The organism is Gardnerella sp. DNF01199S, assembly GCF_049244155.1.
Classification (GTDB): domain Bacteria; phylum Actinomycetota; class Actinomycetes; order Actinomycetales; family Bifidobacteriaceae; genus Bifidobacterium; species Bifidobacterium piotii.
In genome coordinates this window covers 1,235,569-1,254,997 of record NZ_CP058380.1, presented here as the reverse complement: position 1 = coordinate 1,254,997, position 19,429 = coordinate 1,235,569, and the positions used below count along the sequence as shown (strand labels likewise).

General features: G+C 36.2%; 22 protein-coding genes and 1 pseudogene. 17 read left to right on the top strand and 6 right to left on the bottom strand.

What is annotated here, in order from left to right; genetic code table 11:
* Window positions 1-265: 265 nt before the first annotated feature.
* Complete coding sequence (locus HXT45_RS05040; protein ID WP_004121956.1) at window positions 266-478, top strand: helix-turn-helix domain-containing protein; 213 nt, start codon at window positions 266-268, stop codon at window positions 476-478.
* Window positions 478-768: a DUF5960 family protein gene (locus HXT45_RS05035; protein WP_004121959.1), complete on the top strand. Its 291-nt coding sequence runs from the start codon at window positions 478-480 to the stop codon at window positions 766-768. Before HXT45_RS05040 ends, HXT45_RS05035 begins: the two co-directional genes overlap by 1 nt.
* A gap of 117 nt (window positions 769-885) precedes the next feature.
* Here HXT45_RS05035 and msr(D) read toward each other — a convergent pair.
* The 3 genes and pseudogenes from msr(D) to HXT45_RS05020 form a co-directional block, all read right to left on the bottom strand.
* Window positions 886-2,348, bottom strand: a pseudogene (gene msr(D), locus HXT45_RS05030) (ABC-F type ribosomal protection protein Msr(D)).
* 119 nt (window positions 2,349-2,467) lie between these two features.
* Window positions 2,468-3,685, bottom strand: a complete 1,218-nt coding sequence (mef(A), locus tag HXT45_RS05025) for a macrolide efflux MFS transporter Mef(A) (protein ID WP_000417519.1) — start codon at window positions 3,683-3,685, stop codon at window positions 2,468-2,470.
* Between the two features lie 385 nt (window positions 3,686-4,070).
* Window positions 4,071-4,241, bottom strand: coding sequence for a hypothetical protein (locus HXT45_RS05020; RefSeq protein WP_000873143.1), 171 nt, complete (start codon window positions 4,239-4,241; stop codon window positions 4,071-4,073).
* 580 nt (window positions 4,242-4,821) lie between these two features.
* On the opposite strand from HXT45_RS05020, the gene HXT45_RS05015 reads away from it, so the two are divergent.
* From HXT45_RS05015 to HXT45_RS04995, 5 genes are all read left to right on the top strand, one after another.
* Window positions 4,822-6,768: a type I restriction enzyme endonuclease domain-containing protein gene (locus HXT45_RS05015; RefSeq protein ID WP_421782316.1), complete on the top strand. Its 1,947-nt coding sequence runs from the start codon at window positions 4,822-4,824 to the stop codon at window positions 6,766-6,768.
* A 92-nt stretch (window positions 6,769-6,860) separates the two neighbouring features.
* Window positions 6,861-7,757 carry an ABC transporter substrate-binding protein gene (locus HXT45_RS05010; protein WP_421781496.1) on the top strand — a complete coding sequence of 299 codons (897 nt, stop codon included), beginning with the start codon at window positions 6,861-6,863 and terminating at the stop codon, window positions 7,755-7,757.
* Between the two features lie 234 nt (window positions 7,758-7,991).
* Window positions 7,992-8,171 carry a hypothetical protein gene (locus HXT45_RS05005; RefSeq protein WP_009994761.1) on the top strand — a complete coding sequence of 60 codons (180 nt, stop codon included), beginning with the start codon at window positions 7,992-7,994 and terminating at the stop codon, window positions 8,169-8,171.
* Between the two features lie 183 nt (window positions 8,172-8,354).
* Complete coding sequence (locus tag HXT45_RS05000; protein ID WP_016635622.1) at window positions 8,355-8,546, top strand: DUF4417 domain-containing protein; 192 nt, start codon at window positions 8,355-8,357, stop codon at window positions 8,544-8,546.
* Window positions 8,547-8,631: 85 nt separating this feature from the next.
* On the top strand, window positions 8,632-8,979 hold the full coding sequence (locus HXT45_RS04995; RefSeq protein WP_016788772.1) for a hypothetical protein: 348 nt from the start codon (window positions 8,632-8,634) through the stop codon (window positions 8,977-8,979).
* A gap of 263 nt (window positions 8,980-9,242) precedes the next feature.
* On the opposite strand, the gene HXT45_RS04990 is transcribed toward HXT45_RS04995, so the two are convergent.
* Window positions 9,243-9,560, bottom strand: coding sequence for a type II toxin-antitoxin system RelE/ParE family toxin (locus HXT45_RS04990; RefSeq protein WP_016635624.1), 318 nt, complete (start codon window positions 9,558-9,560; stop codon window positions 9,243-9,245).
* On the bottom strand, window positions 9,541-9,813 hold the full coding sequence (locus HXT45_RS04985; RefSeq protein WP_016637256.1) for a type II toxin-antitoxin system Phd/YefM family antitoxin: 273 nt from the start codon (window positions 9,811-9,813) through the stop codon (window positions 9,541-9,543). Before HXT45_RS04985 ends, HXT45_RS04990 begins: the two co-directional genes overlap by 20 nt.
* 431 nt (window positions 9,814-10,244) lie before the next feature.
* Between HXT45_RS04985 and HXT45_RS04980 the strand changes: the two genes are divergently transcribed.
* The 6 genes from HXT45_RS04980 to HXT45_RS04955 all read left to right on the top strand — a co-directional run bounded on the left by HXT45_RS04980 (window position 10,245) and on the right by HXT45_RS04955 (window position 15,613).
* Window positions 10,245-10,856 carry a CadD family cadmium resistance transporter gene (locus HXT45_RS04980; protein ID WP_421781493.1) on the top strand — a complete coding sequence of 204 codons (612 nt, stop codon included), beginning with the start codon at window positions 10,245-10,247 and terminating at the stop codon, window positions 10,854-10,856.
* A gap of 402 nt (window positions 10,857-11,258) precedes the next feature.
* Window positions 11,259-11,744 carry an NUDIX hydrolase gene (locus tag HXT45_RS04975; protein WP_421781491.1) on the top strand — a complete coding sequence of 162 codons (486 nt, stop codon included), beginning with the start codon at window positions 11,259-11,261 and terminating at the stop codon, window positions 11,742-11,744.
* Window positions 11,745-12,121: 377 nt separating this feature from the next.
* The gene (locus HXT45_RS04970; RefSeq protein ID WP_421781489.1) at window positions 12,122-12,709 is read left to right on the top strand and encodes a DUF7010 family protein; all 588 of its coding nucleotides are present in this window, start codon (window positions 12,122-12,124) and stop codon (window positions 12,707-12,709) included.
* A gap of 441 nt (window positions 12,710-13,150) precedes the next feature.
* A complete protein-coding gene (locus tag HXT45_RS04965; RefSeq protein ID WP_421781487.1) occupies window positions 13,151-13,447 on the top strand; it encodes a type II toxin-antitoxin system RelB/DinJ family antitoxin in 297 nt (98 codons plus the stop codon).
* A gap of 415 nt (window positions 13,448-13,862) precedes the next feature.
* A complete protein-coding gene (locus HXT45_RS04960; RefSeq protein ID WP_050566870.1) occupies window positions 13,863-15,161 on the top strand; it encodes a hypothetical protein in 1,299 nt (432 codons plus the stop codon).
* A 272-nt stretch (window positions 15,162-15,433) separates the two neighbouring features.
* Window positions 15,434-15,613 carry a hypothetical protein gene (locus tag HXT45_RS04955; protein ID WP_101889390.1) on the top strand — a complete coding sequence of 60 codons (180 nt, stop codon included), beginning with the start codon at window positions 15,434-15,436 and terminating at the stop codon, window positions 15,611-15,613.
* 385 nt (window positions 15,614-15,998) lie between these two features.
* Here HXT45_RS04955 and HXT45_RS04950 read toward each other — a convergent pair whose 3' ends face one another.
* Window positions 15,999-16,421 carry a hypothetical protein gene (locus HXT45_RS04950; protein ID WP_421781485.1) on the bottom strand — a complete coding sequence of 141 codons (423 nt, stop codon included), beginning with the start codon at window positions 16,419-16,421 and terminating at the stop codon, window positions 15,999-16,001.
* A 248-nt stretch (window positions 16,422-16,669) separates the two neighbouring features.
* Between HXT45_RS04950 and HXT45_RS04945 the strand changes: the two genes are divergently transcribed.
* From HXT45_RS04945 to HXT45_RS04930, 4 genes are all read left to right on the top strand, one after another.
* Window positions 16,670-16,921, top strand: a complete 252-nt coding sequence (locus HXT45_RS04945; protein WP_240320590.1) for a restriction endonuclease — start codon at window positions 16,670-16,672, stop codon at window positions 16,919-16,921.
* Window positions 16,922-17,094: 173 nt separating this feature from the next.
* Window positions 17,095-17,391, top strand: a complete 297-nt coding sequence (locus HXT45_RS04940; protein ID WP_101889388.1) for a type II toxin-antitoxin system RelB/DinJ family antitoxin — start codon at window positions 17,095-17,097, stop codon at window positions 17,389-17,391.
* A 424-nt stretch (window positions 17,392-17,815) separates the two neighbouring features.
* Entirely contained in the window at window positions 17,816-18,391 is a 576-nt protein-coding gene (locus HXT45_RS04935; protein ID WP_421781482.1) for a hypothetical protein, read from the top strand.
* A 555-nt stretch (window positions 18,392-18,946) separates the two neighbouring features.
* Window positions 18,947-19,396 carry a hypothetical protein gene (locus tag HXT45_RS04930; RefSeq protein WP_421781480.1) on the top strand — a complete coding sequence of 150 codons (450 nt, stop codon included), beginning with the start codon at window positions 18,947-18,949 and terminating at the stop codon, window positions 19,394-19,396.
* The last annotated feature ends 33 nt before the right edge of the window (window positions 19,397-19,429 follow it).

Here is a 19,429-nt window from a genome sequence, read left to right as displayed (position 1 = left end):
GCAAAAGAAAAAGACGACTTTTTAACCTGTCTTAAAAAGTTTTTTTGGTCTTCTACTTGGTAGCCATGAAAGAGGGTGTAATCTGACGGTTTTAGAAAAAATTTTTGACAATAAAAATCTCCTAAGCATTCATTAGGCATTTGCCTTGAATGAATAGCAAAGGAGACTTTTTAATCTGCTATATTCTGGTGCTATTAGTTCTTTATATCGTTGATATACTCACAGAATCGTGATAATATTTAACTATTAAAATAAGGAGGGAATTATGGCTGTTAGTTATAAAAAACTATTACATCGCATGATTGAAGAAGATATTTCCAATCAGGACTTAATGAGAATGAGCAATATTTCCGCCAACATTATTACGAAACTACGCACTGGGCAATATATATCACTGGAAAAAGTGGAAGGTATCTGCACAGCTTTACACTGCACGCCCAACGATATTTTGGAATTTATAGCGGAGGATGAAAAGTAATGGCTAATAATCAAAAACTGGAACTTACGTGGCTTGGTAAGGATAAAGAAATCAAAATAGAGCCTAGGATTCTAGTTGAGGATAAAGAAAAATCAAACTGCAAAAATGATCCTAATACAGAAAACATGCTCATACATGGAGATAACCTACTCGCACTAAAAGCGTTAGAAAACAAATATGCAGGTAACCGCGATCACTTCTTCATATTTGAAGTAAGTACCGTAGATGAGAATCCGCTAATCTATCATTATACATATAAGAAAACTACAATATATTTAGCAGAAAAATAGGAGCAGTTCAATTGACTGTTCCTATTTTTAATATTCATAAAATCTAAAGTCTTTATACTCTTTAACAATGGAGTCGCCAACCAGAACAGACTATACTGACCAGCGACTACCTTAAATTTAATGTTTCAGATTTATTTTCTTATCTCTAATTTCATAAACTACATCTGCTACATTTTCGAGTAATCGTTTATCGTGGGTGATAAACACGATAGTTCCGGTGTACTCCTTCATTAGTATTTCCAAAGCCTCTAAACTTGGTATGTCAAGGAAGTTACTGGGTTCATCCATTATTAGGATGTTATATCTACCCATGAGCATTTTAGCAAGCAACAATTTTATAATTTCTCCACCGCTTAAAACAGATAAACTTTTTCCAATATCGTTCTGTTTGAACCCCATAGATGCTAGCACTGAACGAATTTCTGATATATTGTAGTCACAATCCTTCTGCATAAACTCCATAACATTCTGATTACTGTTGTACTTGTAACCATTCTGTGCAAAGTAACCTATTTTTGCCTTAGGCGAAATAGAAATTCCTTCTTCATGGTTTAAGATCATTTGGATTAAAGTTGTTTTTCCGATTCCATTACCACCAGTTAACGCCACTTTTGCTCCTAACGGAATTTGAAAAGATGCATTTTCAAACAGAGCCTTATCCCCAAATACTTTATTAATTTCTGCACCGACTATAGGGTATGGATTATGGAGCTCCAATGCTTTACTTTGCCTGAAACGAATTCTGCGAATGCCTTCCGGAGCTTCTACTTTTCCTAAGGCCGCAATCCTGTGCTCTAGGGTTTTAGCAGCATTATACATCTTTTTTTCCTTACTTCCTATTGATTTTTGATGAGCTAAACGCCCTCCGTCTTCAGTACTTTTTTCTTTGAAGAACCTTTTGCCTTCTGTTCTATTTTACGAGCCTGTTTTCGCTTTTCCTCCGCAGCCCTTTCCAATCGGGCACGTTCCGCAATAAATTGTTCGTATTCTGCAGCTTGGCTCTTACGTTCTTCCTCTTTCTGACGAAGATAATCAGAATAGTTTCCCCAATACTCAGTGATTTTGCCATCTTTCAGTTCCCATATTTTATCTACTATTTCATCAAGAAAATAGCGGTCATGGCTAATAACTAACAGTGCACCTGTAAAATATTTTAGCTGTCCTATTAGAAAATCAATTCCTTCACGGTCTAAATGGCTCGTAGGTTCATCCGCTAAAATACCATGAACCTGTGCCGATAAGGCCTGTGCTATTTTAAGCCTTGTTTCTTCACCACCGCTCATAGTCTGTATATTTAATTGCTCAACACCTAGCTTGCCTACAAGTGCAAAATCTTTTTCCTCCTGCAGAGTTACTTCGTCCAACTGGGGAATATAGGCAAGTTCACCCAGACGATTCATTTTACATCCTGGGGGAGTTAATTCTCCTAAAAGTACCCTGAGTAAAGTGCTTTTTCCAGCACCATTTGCTCCTACTAAACCAATACGGTCATAATCATATACTTCTAATTCATTTATATCTAAAACATCGCGTCCTTTGAATTCCACACGAATGTCTTTTGCTTTTAATATTAATTCCATAACATTTCCTCCTGTCTATAATCGCATGCTTTCATTTGCTTGTATGCAGGGAAAACCCTGCGATTTTAGCAGGAAGAGTTACATGAAAATAAGATACATAAATATTCCTCCAATATTGTTTATTTTAAATCTAATTTTCTAACCTCAGTTATCATTTGGCAAACTATAGCAATGCCAATAATTAAAATACCTGATAGTAAAAACCAATGATTTACACCGATTTTATCAGCAAAGAATCCAGAAAGAATTAACCCAATTGGCATAGCAAGTGACATGATACTTCCGATCAAAGAAAATACACGTCCTAAATATTCAGGCTTAATTTTCTCCTGAAAAAGAGCTGTTTGCACACCGCTATAAAATGGCACCGAAAGCCCCATTATTGCACAGCAAACTACGAATATTACAAATCCATTTGGAGGAAGTATTCCCGAAACGGCTAAACTGGTCCCCATTATAAAAAATGAACTTGTTATTAGTAATACATGCTTTTCGAAGCCCCCTAATCTTCCTAATAATAAGCCTCCTGCTAGCATCCCAAATGCAAAGGAAATTTCCGTAATAGAAATATGCACAGGCGTTCCATTAAAGTGTTCCATGCTTATTAAAGGAAATAGTGCATTGATTGGCATATAAACAAAAGTATATAGTGTTCCTAAGAGTAATAAGGCAAACAATCCTTTGTTTTGTCTCAGAACCACAACTCCTTCTTTCATCTCCCTTATGAAATTTGGTTCTAAACTTTGCACTTGATTACCCAGCTTAGGTATACGTACAATTGCTACCGTAATAGATGCAATCACAGCACCCAATACGTCGATGGCAATAATAGCATTTAAATCCCAAACGGAGTATAAGAGTGCTGCAACTGCCGGACTAACAATATAGCTTATAGACTGCAAAGACTGACTATAGCCTGCGCATTTCGTTAGCTGTTCTTCTGGTACTAAAAGTGGTGTAACCGCATTGAGTGCTGGGGTATGAAAAGCTGTTCCAATGCTACGGATAAACAATACTATCATAATCATCCAGACAGGTAGCTCCATACAGAATGCAACAATAGCAAGCACTGCACCAGCTGCTGCGATAATTAAATCGGCACCAATCATTATCTTCTTCCTATCATGACGATCCACTAGCACACCAATGGCAGGTCCCAAAATCGCATAGGGTAAAAAACCTACTAATGAAGCCATAGACAAGACCATCGCAGATCCTGTTTTTTCTGTAAGGTAAAAAATAATCGCCATTTGCAGGATGGCACTAGTGATTAATGATACTGCTTGCCCTGCCCATATTGCATAAAATTTTCGTTTCCAATTGTTGTATTTTTCCATTTATATTATCTCCTGCATATTATTTTGCTTGAATTTCTATTTTGAATAGCATTCTAGGCAATAAAAAATGCAGGCCAAACCCCACAATGTGGCTTTTGGTCTGCATACATACAATTTGGAAACATTCATATTAAAGACATAGTTAAATAAAGGTATAGTTAAATAACCAATATCCTCACCGTAACTAATGAATGCTCAATATCGTATAAATAAGCACAACAAAAAAGCCTATCATCGGGTATAGATTCTGCTTTTTTTATTGCCAGCTTATCTTAAACGCATTGAGGCTGTCATAGTTTCGGTTCCTCCTACATCTTTGTTTATATCAATTTATAGTATAACACAACAAGATGATATGTTCAATATAAAAGTTATGGAATGAGACTCATACTTCCAATTCGATGCCAGATTTAAAGGATATGACGAAGTTTTCTTCATAGACTGTAACGCTCTGGATTATCTTCCTTAGTAGCAAGCGATTAGCTTTCACAAAATCTTCTGTTTGTAGTTTTAAAAATTCATCAGGATTTTCTAACTCAACCTCAAAATATTTCATTTTACATTCCCTCATTTCATTTATTGATAAATTGAGTTTGCAAAAAAGAGTGGACAATTTTTGTCTACTCTTAACCTTTAAAATAGTTTTTTTTTAATCGATTTGAAGTTGCCTAAATTATTACTTATTCGGTAAAATGAAGTATTGCTTTCAACAGATTTCCTTCAACTACACTTCACTTGATTCAAACAAGGTGGGTACATTTCTATTCCCACAAACTCCTTGTCAATGGAAACAAACACGTACCCACAGGGTAAATGGAAATAGAAACTGATAATTTCTAGCTATCACTTCTACTCATTCCAAAAATTTTCTCACTCTGATACTTACCCACCATAAAGCAAAAAGCCTTGCAATCAAGGCTTTCATTATCCCTTTCGTTCAAAGGTTTCTAAGCTTTTACGAGCAGAGCGACACACTCAGCGGTTCGCTATCTCCGTTCTGTCTGCGTGCTAGCACTTGTCAATCACGGACAGCTATCGCATGGGCGGAAGTAAATGCTAATCTTCGTCGTTTTACTCCTTGACTAGCAAACTTACCGCCTCAACATGCTACGTTTGTAGGTTTCACAGGAACTCCTATTGCCGAAACATATCAGACCTTTGGTCAGGAAATTGATAGATACACTATGGATCAGGCGGTCGCAGATGGACTAACTGTTTCTATTAAGTATCATCCTCGTATTGCCAAGGTGTTACTTGATAAGACCAAAGCTAAAGAAATTGAAAATTACTATAAAAAGTGTGCCGATGATGGTGCAACGTATGATGATATTGAAGCCAGTAAACGTGCAATGAGTTCTATGGAAGTTATCCTTGGCGAGCCTTCTCGCTTGGAGAGGCTTGCTATAGATATTCATGACCATTATATTTCATCTTGTGATAGTGACCCAGATAGAATTCAGAAAGCAATGATTGTCTGCTCTAGCAGAAAAATTGCATATTCACTTCTTTTGAAATTCAAGGATAAATATCCGGAATGGTTTGAAGAAAAGAAAACTCCTGACGGAGTTACTGCAACAGATGAAGAACTTAAAGAATTAAAGCCTATGCCATTTATGGCTATGGTATCGAGTGTTGGAAGTAATGATGAAGCTGAGATGTATAACTATCTTGGTGGAGTTAAAAATGATAAACGTTGCGAAGAACTGGATGCAGCCTTTAAACAGGAAAAGTCTAATTTCCATATTGTTATCGTAGTTGATATGTGGATTACGGGATTTGATGTTCCGTCACTTACATATTTATATAACGATAAGCCTTTGAAGAAGCACTTGCTGATTCAAACTATCAGTCGTGTAAACAGAAAATATCCCGGCAAAGAATATGGTATGGTTATCGACTATATTGGCATTCGCGATAATATGCGTGAGGCCATGAAGGTTTACGGTGGTGATACATCAGTTGCTCCCACATCGGATGACGTTGAGCAGGCTACCTCTGCATTCAGGGAGGAGATTGAAATACTTAAAGCACTGTTTACAGATTATGACTTAGCTCCATTCCTTAATACGAAATGTGACCCTGTTGAAAGATATAAATTACTTTCCAAAGCGGCTGAGTATGTCTTTACATCAGCACAGGTCTTGCAGACAGAAGGAAACGGAAAAACTAATCAGGTCTCATTTAAGACATATTTCTTAAAGTCTGTTAAGAGAATGAGAAGTGCTTTTGATATTTGCCAACCTTCTGGAAATCTGGGCGAAGAAGAATCTGCGCTTGCACAGTGCTTTATGGCTATAGCAGGCTTCGTTCGTAAAATGAGTGGAACCAGCGATGTTGATGCTGAAACTATGAATCTTGTGGTATCAAAGATGGTTGAAGAGGCATTAAAATACAATAAGGTAGAAAGTGTTCTTGAAAGTGGCGAGGAAGAAGATATCTTCTCTCCTGAATACTTTGAAAAATTATCAGATGTAGAAATGCCTGCTACAAAGTTAGAATTACTTATCAAAATGCTCCGTAAGCAAATAAAGGAATATGGCAGGGTTAACCAATTAGCAGCGAAATCTTTCCAAGAAATGATTGAAAAGACTATTGATGAGTACCATGAAAGACGTAAGCACCTTACTGCTGAAGAAGCCGGGGCAACACAGGAAGCTGCCTCAGAAGATATTATTAAGGCTGCAACTGAACAAGCTTTAGTGATACTTCGTCAGATGAACGAAAATCGTGAGAGTTTCCGTAAAATAGGATTAACCTTTGAAGAAAAGGCATTCTATGATATTTTGATTGCTCTTCGTGACCAATATAAGTTTGAATACGGCATTGACAAAGAAGTTAACGGTGTTGTGGTAAACGATAAATGCAAGACACTTGCTAAAAAAGTTAAGGAAATAATAGATACCGAGTCTTCATTTGTAGACTGGCTCAACAATCAGAATGTGCGTAATCAGTTAAAATTGAAGATAAAGATTTGTTTGGTTAAGAACGGCTATCCGCCACAGTATAGTCCTGAAGTGTTCACAAAGGTTATGGAGCAGGTAGAAAATTTTGAGGAGCATTCTGAAACAACTTCAGAAAGTTAGATTATTCCTTTTCCTTATTGCTTCTATGTGAAGAACTATGATGTTTGTTGAGAATAGTGCCCTATATGGTAGAAAGAAGGATGGTGAATAACATGGGAAGTATTGTTTTAGAATTACAGAATGAAATTGTGTCATCAAATTGCGATGTTGTTAATATATTACGCAAAGCACATTTGATTGCATCAAAATTAAAGCTTGCTGATTTTGATCAATGGATTAAACACGAATTAAATGGTTATCCTGACGAAGAATCTTGCCCTGAGTATAGAAAGGTTCGTGGAAGTTTAAAAGCTTTCAATCCTTATCGCGGTTGGATTCCAACCTCAATACAGGATAATGAATACGAAAAAAAGATTTGTGAAAGAAAGTTAGTAAATTCAATTTCTGAAATCATTTCTTTATGTCAGTCCTCAGGAAATGTATTAACTTTAGATTTTTCAGGCGAACAACTTGCATTGTTTGATAAAATGGCTGATTCGCTACCTCCAATGGATTATGCATTACATGTACCTACAACTGCAGTTAAAGACATTGAAGAAAAAGTCAAAAATACTATTTTAGAATGGACATTGAAATTAGAATCGGAAGGTATTGTAGGGGAAAATATGGTTTTCTCTGAGAATGAAAAAGAATCCGCAGTGAACATGCCGCAAACCGTGAATAATTATTACGGGAATACAAGTGTGATCAATTCGCCATCCGATAATGTACAGATAGTGTCTGGAAGTGAGAATACAGTTACATTTTCCTATGATAAAGTTAAGGATGTAGTTGATGCCGTTGAAAAAAGTATTAGTGAATCTGATTTATCAAAAGAGGATATAGAAACAGCAGCAGAATTATTAGCTGACATCAAATTAAAAATTGAAGAAGAGAAGAAACCGCATATTTTAAAATCAGCATTGGTTGTACTAAAAGACTTTTTAATCAGTACAGGTGCCGGCGTTACTGCAGGGTTAATACAAGCTCAAATACAAGGTTTGTTCTAACCAATCTCAAATACCATTTCGGTATCTGAGTATAAAAAACGGCCACACAGAGTATCTCTACTCTTGTATGGTCGTTTTATTTCTTATGTTCCCGCTTAAAGGCTTTCAGTCGGTTTTCTTTTAATCCCTTACTGAACACTCCTTTTGCACCCACCTTGTGAAGTGGGAAAATATAGCTCAAAAGGTAAAGTGAAACCTGATTATTAGTATGTGTACGAGGAGGTGTTTAAGGAAATGGACAAGCTCGTTCGTTTTTGCCGTGAAGTAGCGACATTCGGCTTGACGGTTGCCTTAATTGCGATGCTGGTTGCCTTAATATGGGATGGCACACTTGCTATTAGAATTGGTTTTACCTCTTTTGTTATTGGTGTCACAGTGATCTCGCTTAAGACTGTCCTTCGAAAGACTGATTGAATTTTGTTTGGTTCAAGTCAATAGTTGAATATCTCACGTTGGGTGACTATTACTGATCTCTGTCAGTAATAGTCACTTCTTTTTATGAATCTTAAAGTCAGGCTCAATGTCCGTCCTGTTTAGTCGATTGCCCTAATACCATGTGTTAGATGGGGTGATGATAGGACATATACTACAAAATTTTTGCCTGAAAAGATTGCGTTCTTAGGTGTTGAGAGGCACTCAATTGTTTCTGTTGGTAGTTATGGTCAATTGAAGAACAGAGTTAACAGATACTATTTTGAAGCTGGTATGGACTCTATGATGGAAGAATTGGAGCCTGAAGTAGTTCTTGTGTATAGTAAAATGCAGATGAAATTAAAGAGAAATATTTGAAAACTCAATTTGTTGAATATGAAGATTGAAGTAGCATAGTGAAAAACTAATGGGGGCGTGATAGGACAGGATTAAATAATGATTCGTGGGAGGAATAGTTGTGAATAAGTTTGAATTGTTTTCTATGATTTATTACGCGTTAAATCATTATTGGAAAGAAAATAAAAGTGAAGAATTGACTTCATTTTTAAGTGATATGAATCCTTTTTTATTTGATGATATTGGCTCTGCTGTTCCTTCTGTGTATGCAAAGTATAGTTTGCTAGTAAATGAAGAAATCAGCATTGATAATAGTTTTAGTATTGCTTGTAAATATGTTAAAAGTTTAGGTTTGCAGGCTGTAACGGATGCATTTGCTTGCGTTCGTGAGGACGATTGGAAAGCGCGGTGCGTGAAATACATGTCATCAATTCATAAGGGGCAAAATATTTAGTGTACGGAGCAATTCTTTTTCTGTGTGTCTTTTACGTGTAAAAAGCAAGTTGACTATTTTGGGCGTAATTTTTAAGTTGAACTTGAAATTTACGCCCATTATTAGAACACCACGGCTTCCAGCCAACAATCTAATATTGCATGGACATGGTGTGAGGAGAATGGATATCTTGCCTAAAATCAAGCTATTAAGCCAATCTTAAACCTTTTAACGATAGCTTTTTCAATAATCGTTAGCATAATAATGATAGTTATTAGGAATAGTTATTCCAGTAGTGCGTCAATATTTCGTTTTGAATATAGAAGTCTGCGCACTTCCATAGTGTCGTCGATGACAACGTAAAAAACAGAAAAGTTGCGTACGCTAATCCTGTAGTAGGGGTGTTCTCGTGTTGTTGATGATTGGTAAGGAGCAAATAAGAGGGGCGATTCAAGTCGTTTATCGATTGCTGATTCTATATCGTCAACAAGTCTGTGAGCAGCTTTTGGATTTTGCAGTGTATTGGTTATATAGTCAACTGTTTCTAATAAATCTTCTTTGAATAGTGGGAGAAAGGTTAATTTATACGTGTTCTTGCTCATTAATCCTTCTCCTTGCGCTATCAAAGACGTCGTCTTTAGAAAGACGCGTAGAAGTGTTTGCGGCAAAAGTATCTGCTTCGTCGAGTTTTCTTTCAATGTCGTCAGTGAGGGCAGAGTATTGTTTGATGCTCATTAGAACCATAGTTCCATAACCATTTTTTGTAAGGAATACTGGTGTATTTGAATTTATAACTGTTTCTTCTACTTCTGGGAATTTATTTCTTAAGTCGGAAACTGGGCGAATATTAATCATAGTATCAACCTCCTTTTATCAAAAAAGTATCATAATATTATCAAGATTACAATTATATTAGTGGCTTGGCACTCAAAAAGTGTAGCTATACTACCCGTTCTCTCAATCCATTTAGAATCAATTTGTTTGTTGTCAAGAAAATAAAATAATAGACTATAAGACTTTTGAAAACAATGGCTTTATTTAGATGAATAATGTTTGGTCTATCTAATTTTATATATTTTCAATCTTCACAGTTTGCGTGGATATATATCAGCATATTTGACAAAATCATATAGTTTAAGTAAATTTCACAAGTAATATTTCAAGGAAAGGTGGGAAAATTGTGAAGTTATTTCTTAAAATGTCTCCATTGGCAACTGCCGAGGCACAATGTGTGTGCAGTCAATTTTGATTGGCTATAAACATTAAACATTTTGAAAGGAGAAATAATGGAAACAATAGTATCCGCTTTATTAGTTTTTGTTTCTACATCCATTGACTACTTAGTTGTTTTGACTATTTTATTCGCTAGTCAAGGAAAGAAAGGTTTGAAATCAATTTATGTAGGGCAGTATTTAGGTACAGGACTGCTTGTACTGGCTAGTCTTATTGCCGCTTACTTTTTAAATTTTATTCCACAAGATTGGATTATCGGACTCCTTGGTCTAATTCCGCTAGCTTTTGGTATAAGAGCAATTTTTGTGGATGAAGATATTGATGAAGAAGATATCGAGGGGAAAATTACCGGAAATGGATCAAAAATCTTAGCATTTACAAGTTTAACAGTGGCAATGGGTGGAGATAATTTAGGAATTTATATCCCCTATTTTACAGGAAAGAGTTTGATTGAGATTAGTATAAGTTTAGTAATATTTGCCTTAGGGATTTTGATTCTATGCAAATTATCTCAAAATCTCGCCTCAATTTCTGCTATCGGAGAGACTGTGGAAAAGTACGAAAAAGTAATTGTACCTGTCGTGTTTATTGGACTCGGTCTCTATATATTGATTGAAAATGGAACTATTAATTATTTCATAGGTCAAGTCCTAAAAGTGGTGTAAATTCATTTCCTTCCCTTTATCTGCTATTTTTATGTTCAAACTCAAACGAGAAAAATAAGTGGTGCTTCCCACCGTCACGGCGTTTCACCGTGCTATAAGATGCAGGAGGCTGATTAGGTGGGTGCTTTTGCCCTTGTGTAGCAGGGGTTTGCGAGAGTTATCGTTAAAAGGTTTAGCGTGTGGCAGCTTTAGGCTGGCTTGGAGCGGTTTTGAGCCCACTTTGGCTGTATGAGGGAAGATATCAACGCTCTAGGGTCGAGTGCAATAAGTTCAATGACTGTTGCTTGTGCACAATGTGATATACAAATGTATCAATCACTTGGATTTTCAATTAAGATTGGGAACTTGTTTGCATTTGAACCATAAGTCACAGTCATTAGATAAAAAATGAAGGAGTAAACTATGGAACATAATTGTGGATTTATTAACGATAAAAAAGCATTTAGATATAGGGCTGCAGCCATCATAGTCGAGGAAGGTTGTGTGCTATTTGCAAGAAATGCTGAGGACGACTATTACTACTCAGTTGGCGGAGCGGTTCACATGGGCGAGACATCAGAAGAAGCCGTCAAGAGAGAAGTATTTGAAGAGACAGGTCTTAATTACGAGGTCGATCATCTTGCTGTCATACACGAGAACTTATTCATCGGCAGCTCTGGCTTAAAAGGAGTAGACTTCCATGAGCTGACATTCTACTACATGATGAAACCCATGGGCAAAAGAGATTTTACGAGCCATAGTACTACAGAGTCAGGTGCTAAAGAGACAATGCATTGGTTACCTATAGATGAGCTTGATAAGTTCAAGGCTTACCCGACATTTATGAAAGAATATCTTAAATCGGAGCATAGTGGAATAGAGCATATAATTTCAGATGAAAGATATTAATGAATCCCGCTATTATGGCAAGAGATTGTTACATAAACATTATTTCTGTTTATGTTCGGACAGAACAATCAGCCGAAAACATTAGCCAGGATACCATTAGAGCAGTTCGAAGATGTACTCTCTTACATAGATCATGAAAACATAGATCATGATACAATTACGCTTATCTGAGTCTCGAAAGGCGCAGAATACGCGTTGATTCCGGAGCAATGATCATTGAATTCGGTGGAGAGGAAGAAGAAAATCAGAAGGCTAAAGCGGAGTCTCAAACCTTGATACTTGAAACACTTATGTTTTGGATTGATTACCGTAGTGCTTTTACACTGCCACGACGTGGAATATCAGATTGTATAAATTAGCATTTGAAGGAGAAATCAATGAGCTTAGATGAATTGAGGAATGATATCATCATAAAGCAGAAAAAAGGATTGCCATTTATCATGGCATCGGTGATTATATGGCTTCTGATAGTACTTGTGTCAATTTTAGATATCAATATGGATATGAAAAATTTATTGGTATTTTGCTGTTCATGCCCATTATTACCTCTGGCTTGGCTCATTGGTAAACTTATAAAGGTGGATATCTTTTCAAAACAAAATCCACTTGGACAATTAGGCTTCATTTTCACCTTAAATCAAATGATTTATTTATTAATCGTTATGTGGGTGTTTAGTGCGGTTCCGGAAAAGATGATTATGGTGTATGCAATGGTCTTTGGCGCACATTTACTGCCGTATTCATGGTTGTATAAATCAAAGGGATATACAGTTGCTGCAATTTCTATTCCGATGATTTCCTTGATTTTAGGATGTGCATTAAACGGGACAACGGTTGCTGTTGCGGCATGTATTATTGAGATAGTATTTGTTTGTGTATTACATATGGAATTAAAGAAAATGGGAGATAACTACAACAAATCCCAGTTTGTAGAGCTTAGCAAGGATCAAGTTTCTATGAAATAGAAATCTAGATCTAAAAGCGTTATGTGTAAATAATTAAGGCGGTAGTAATACCGTCTTTTTTGATGCCTAAAAAGGTTTCAGAATTCAAGGTTAAATTTTCAGAGTTCAAAGAAATAGCTTCATAGTTTAAGGGTAAGTTTTCGTTGTATCCAACACGTAATGAAACTAGACCACTCAATCTCATGTGGAGATATTATAAAATCCAGACTATTGAATTTTCTTTAGTCTATTCTTATGTTCAAAAATCAACCTATAGAATAGATGGAGTTATCTCCGGCATCATGGCACTTGACAGTGCTATAAAAAGCGGTAATACAAAGGCAATGCGAAGGTAACACGAACACGAAAAACATGTATGGCAGCTGAGGGATCTTATTCATATAAATTGTGTTGCAATATGCGACACAATAATTTATTATATGCGTATGGAGGTTGGTTTATATGGCAGTTACTAAAACAGCGAATGTGAATGTGAGAATACAAGAAAATATTAAGCAGCAGGCGGAGCAGATTCTGGAAACGATTGGAGTTCCTAGGGCTACGGCTATTGACATGTTTTATCGTCAAATCATTCTTAATAAGGGTATTCCGTTTTCGCTTACTATTCCAAAGTCTCTTCCAGCACAAGATGATATGGATGAGAAAACGTTTAACGCGTTGATGGCTAAAGGTTATGATCAGGCGGTTCGTGGTGATAGTTATCCGATAGATGATGTTTTTGAAGAGCTTGAATGTTGATTAGCAGCCGTGGTGTAAACTTGTTTTTAGAAGAATACGCGTAAAAAATTATTACGTTTATTTTTGTGTTGATGAAAGTAGATTTCCCAATATGAACATATGCTATGGTATCTATAGCGTTCTCTTAATCCATGTTGAGAGTGACAGGAAAATAGCCGCAAAAGCTCGGTAACGCTGCGGTTTTCTGGCAATCGGGGGACTTCGGAATCGGGCAGACAAAACACTCTGCGGAAATTTATCCAAAGGAGAACCAACCAAAAGTGTGATGGTGAGTTGCCAAGATAGATGTCAATAAATGGAGTTGTCGGGTTAGATGTCGGGTAGTTGTGGTTGTGAGATAGATATCAAAATCAGTGAGACTTGATTTATTCGCAAAATTTACTATTCCTATTATAGAACGTTAAAAGGAGGAACTTTGAATATAGAGTATGTTGTAGTTGGCATATGTATTGTGGCAGTGGTAATGATTGCTGCTTTCCTAATTAATAGGCTGAAGAAAACAAATATTCCCAAAGACGAGAATAACTCTGATTTGAATAATAGTGCGATGATAGTAAAGAAAACAAGTAAATTATCTCAGCCAGATCAAAAGCTCGATGAACTTGTCATTCAGATGGAAATGCTTCCGGCAGAAGCAATATCTGATGATAGTGAGCTGGTGGAGATAACTGATAGTAAAATTCTGGGGCGTGTGAGCAATTTGTTTTCCGGATTGGTGCAGGCTGGTATAGCAGGTTCCAATGCAGTCCAAACTGCAAAAGCGGGAAGTGAGGTTTTGTATCGCGCTATAATCCCGGCTGGTGCTAAACTTACCAATTCTAAGGCTATGGAAGGAGCGGTTCGAGGACTCTATTTTGGTGCTAATGGAATCAAGGGTCATGCAAACCTTGTAGCGGTTAAAGCTAAAAATGTAGTAGCAAATAGTGTGGGTGTAGCCATGGGATTGGCATCAATTGTTGTTGGGCAGTATTACATGACGCAGATAAATGCAGAGCTTGGAGTAATCCGTGATGGAATTTCAAAAATATCTGATTTCCAAGATAATGAATTTCGAAGTCGGATTTTTTCACTTGTTGCTCATATTAAGAAAATTGCCGACTTTCAAGTAGAGATTCTTGAGAATGATGAATTGAGACTGTCAAAGATTGCGCAGCTCGATAATCTAGAAGAAGAATGTACTCAGTTACTTGGTCAGGTTAATTTAACTTTGGCGGGCTTTACAAAGAAAAATGACCTGGATTATGCATCTTATGAAAAGGAATTAAAAGAAGCGCAAAACTGGTATACATACCAAAAAGCATTGCTTGATGTGCTGTATAAGATTTCCGACTTGAGGTATACGCTTCATCTGGGGGCTGTCTCAAGAAAGCAGTGCCTAGCGCTTTTGCCGACATACACAAAGCAGGTGGAAGATACTCAAGCATTATTGACTGGCTGGCATCAGACATCCGTAAATCGTTTAAGCATTGATACAGATGAGATCAAGCGTAAAAGAGATGGAATCGATCGCGTCATCCATTTTATTCCTGGATTATTTGATGATGACCTTAATTTTAGGTCGATTAACAAAAAAACAGTAGATATGATAACGGCTCAAGCATCAGTCAAATCCATTAAACATCCGCAGGACACCTCTGACCTGTATGCCGAGGATGTGCAATTGATTTCTAAAGACGGTAAAATCTACTACTTACCAATGGGTAAGGCAGAATGAATGTGAAAAAAGAAGAATGATAAGGTGACAGGTACGTTGTAACAAAAAGTATGACAGTATTCGTCCTCTTGACATGAATGGTGCCACCGTCACTCAGAATGCCATTCACGCCAACTATGATAATTTGTTAATTAGTGAGAGATGTACTTTAGCACCGTTAGTTTCAAATAGTTGAATTTCATCAGTGGACGTTAGCATTATTATTATTATCTTATCGTTCACTTGAGACCCTGGTGATTTTAAATGCACTAGCTTACTAAGAAAGCATCTAAATGAGTAAATGTTCAAACAGTCGTAAGCAAATGCAGCTAGTTTCTATTCTAACAAGCGTAATGGTTCCAGTTATTGTAGCTTTCGCTATTATGGAGTTATATCATCTGCTTGGAGTAGCCATTGCAATGGAACTGATTCTTATCGCTTGGATAGTCGTGCTTATTAAGTCAAGCAAGTAAAACAATTCTCCGACTAGACAGCGAGACTAATTAAATGGATGACATCATACAAGTACATGTTTTGCAACTCCTAAGTGGAGTGGACGCGATGTATTTATTCTAAAGAGTGTCCACGGCTAGCTTAGGTGAGGTCAGAGACTTTTTGCGATAGATTTCTAAATAGCGTTGAGTTCCATGAGCCTATTCTTCATAATGTATTTAGATTAAATTCCGAAATGGAAATAATTCTAAATAGGAAGAGACGTGCGTTTACGAGATGTTGTTCACAGATATAATATACGTTATAAAGGCATCAAGAAACAGTTAGAAGTTGATTTCATAGCTAATCTTGGAAGTAAAAGATATTATAGTATTGATGTCACGTATGGATTAGGTGGGTGCATTTTTAGGCTTTGCGCTTTTGTTTTCTTCTGCGTAAAAACTCTTTAACAATGATTGGAATTATAGTTGGAATACATTCAATAGTTAAAAAATATGTAATGTACCAGTTCATGAACCAGTCAATCCAGTTAATATCTAATTGTTGAGGAGATGCTTGTGATATAAACAAATCAATAGCAGGGGCGATGAGCGCGATAGTGATGGTTTTACAAACTCCTAAGTTTTCGAGTGTTTTTTGATTGACAACGATTGAGTAAAGGACAAGCGTTGTCAAACCAAGCCCGTGAGCTATAACAATGAATAAAAATGGTGAGTCATAAACAATTTCCCAATTGAGTGATTTAAGAGAGTTAATAATAAGACCTAAAAGAGGGAGTAATAATGAAAAAAGGAATAATCGTATAGCTTGATACATAGATTTCTTCATGTCAACCTCCTTAAATTTATATAGTCAAGTGGATGACTACTGTCGTAGACGGACTATTTTCACTCATTTTACGTTAATTTATCTTACTTGGAAAGTTGGGATAACCATATCCAAAAAATCTAGCGGTCATTGGCAGACAGGACTTAAAGAACTGGATAAATACGGCATTGAGTATCATATCGTGAAAACATATCCCAATGGGGTGAGGGTTGGATATGTGCCGAATTATAAGGCACTGAAAAAGAAGAATGGTGTTAATTAAGCGTGGTTTTCGGCTAGCTGGTAAGCAAGGGCATGGTCTTTTTGTTACAACGTCTAGGTTTTCGCAGAAAGCTAAAGATTATTCTTACAATCAGCATATTATTTTGGTTGATGGTGTGAAGCTTGCAAATCTTATGATTAAGCATAATTTTTGTGTTTCAACAAGAAAACGTTTGAGATTAAAACGATTGATACTGATGCTTTGCTTGAATATCAAGATGAGTAGTGTTTTTGTGTAAGTTTTGTGACTTGATTTTGTTATGTTTTAAGTTTATTAGCTGGTTTCTTACGGTTTTTGAATGCAATTTGCTTTTAATATTACGTATAAGTGTAAATGCTGATGCTAATGCTGATATTAATGCAATGCCAATGCAATGTCATGTAATCGTTGTAAGAAACAAGGGGTGATTATATGGCGAAAACAGCTAACTTGTATACTCGTATTGATCCAGAGTTAAAAGAGCAGGCAGAGCATATATTGAATTCTTTGGGTCTTCTTCCTTCGAGTGCTATTACCATGTTTTATAAGCAGGTTGTTTTACGGCAGGGGCTTCCTTTTGATGTGAAATTGGGTTATAGAGAGCCGCGTGATGTGAGTTCTATGACTCAAGGTGAGTTGAATGATGAGTTGGAAAAGGGTTATAAGTCGGTTTTATCTGGTGATGTGAAGCCTGCGGATAAGGTTTTTGAGTCCTTGCATAAGGCATAGGGTTTGTGTCGTGTGATAATTTTCTTATTTTTTATTTTGTTTTTGAAGAAAAGTATGAAGTTGTGGTTTCTCGTGTGCTTTATGGGAAAAGGGATATTGAGAAAGTTGTAAATGGCAATTAAACCTTTTGCGATATCTCGCTTCTATCGTTAAAGCGTGTACTCATTTTGCCACGCATCTGTTTATGTATGGAAATAAAATCCTGTAGATTATCGGATGATTTTTAGTTACAATTATTTTATAGGCTGCAGATTTGCAGTCTTTGTCCATAATTTACATCCCGTCAGTTTTATTAGACTCAAAGATGATTTGTACTACGAGATGAATGAATATTGGGCAGATGATAGTGAAGTATCGAGCGAAGATTGAACATGAGAATCGTAACTGCAATTAGGTAAAGATTAAGTTGTAGGTGGAGGTATAAATGAAGCATATCAAGCATTATGCTTTTTTGACTATGGTAGTTTGTCTTATATCACTTATTTCAGGTTGTAAGAATCAGAATAATTTTAGCGATAATAATAGAGAGCTAAAAACAGAAAATCAAAAGTCTGCAAGAAATGAAGGAAATTCAGAAAATAATGAAGATGTTGACTGGAAAGAGATAAGTAAAAATGGTGTTGATGAAACTTTGCTAATAAAAAACATAGATAAAAAGGTTCTCACGTATGTGGCTAAACAATTACAAAATCTATGCGATGAGATTGGTGAAAAGGGGCGCAAAGATAAATTCTATTGGCTGACAGGACAATGGTATAACGATGTAGTATATTCTAAACAATATATTAGTGTCATATTATTAGGTAAAAAAGCAATGAAACCATTGTTCCTAATAATATATAAAAGCAAAGAGGCTGGAATGTATGAATGGGTTTGTAGTAAAGCTTTAGATGAAATATCTGGGTTCGATTTTTCTGAAGTAAACAATGGTGCAGGCTGGAGCAATTCTAAAGAATTTTTAAAGGCATTTACCGATAAGATTATTGAACAAAAAAATTAACAACTCTCTGTTTGCAATTGTCTTGGATGTTTACACTCCTACAATATTTCCAATATTAACTTTCATTCTGCAATGAGCATTAAGGCTATTTTGCTGTCGAGTGATTATTAATTTAGTTGTTTATGTTTTGGGTAACAAATCGGTGTAGAAATTGTAAAAAAGTTCCATACACTGTTTGATTTCTCATGGTCAGGGCTTGTTGGTTATTCCGGAAAATAGGGTTCCTGAGTTTAAGAAGTTGTTTGTTGGGTATTATGAAGGTGAAGATTTGCAGGTGATTGCTTCGTTTATGAGGGAATATTGTTGGAAGCATTAAACGCTCGCGATGATATTGGTTCTTCTGTTTCTTCGAATCTTGCTATTTATGAAAGAGTATAGTTTGCTAGTAAGTGAAGAGATTAGCGTCGATAGTATAGACAAATTAATAAAAAAAATAGAATATTTATTAAGATTATTACAGTAATCAGAGAGAATGGGAGATCTTGTTTACTTAATAGTCTGTTTTATAATCATTTGATACAGAGTCGTGTTAACGAAAAGGAGGCTAGTGGTGTTATGAGGAGTAAAACTATTTTTTGTAAAACCATTTTTCAAAGTTGTCTTGTTATGCTTCTGCTGCTAGGCTCTCTATTTTCTCTTTCTGCATGTGCTGACGATGAGGAGAAGGCGGAGCTTGCGTCGTATCATTGGGAAACAGTGGCGGTGTCTCGGGAAGAGTTTCGTATACCAGAAAACTATATGAATAAGAATGAGTTGTATCTCTTTGTGTCACGAGATATTCTTGATTCTCATTATGATTTGTCTAAAGTCACTCTTGGCGGTGAGCGTATTAAGTTAGTTGACTCATCGTTTAATTTACCTGGTCCAGGGCTTAAAGCTTTATTTTTAGTTGGGAAATTTGATTTAAAAGACAAGCCAGGCTCTTGTAAGTCAAGCTCTTGTGTTCTTAAAGTACCAGGACTTAATAAAACAGGTAATGTTGCTGTAGGTTATAAGAAGAAATAGTAATATTTTGCAAATGTTAAACAAATGTTTTGT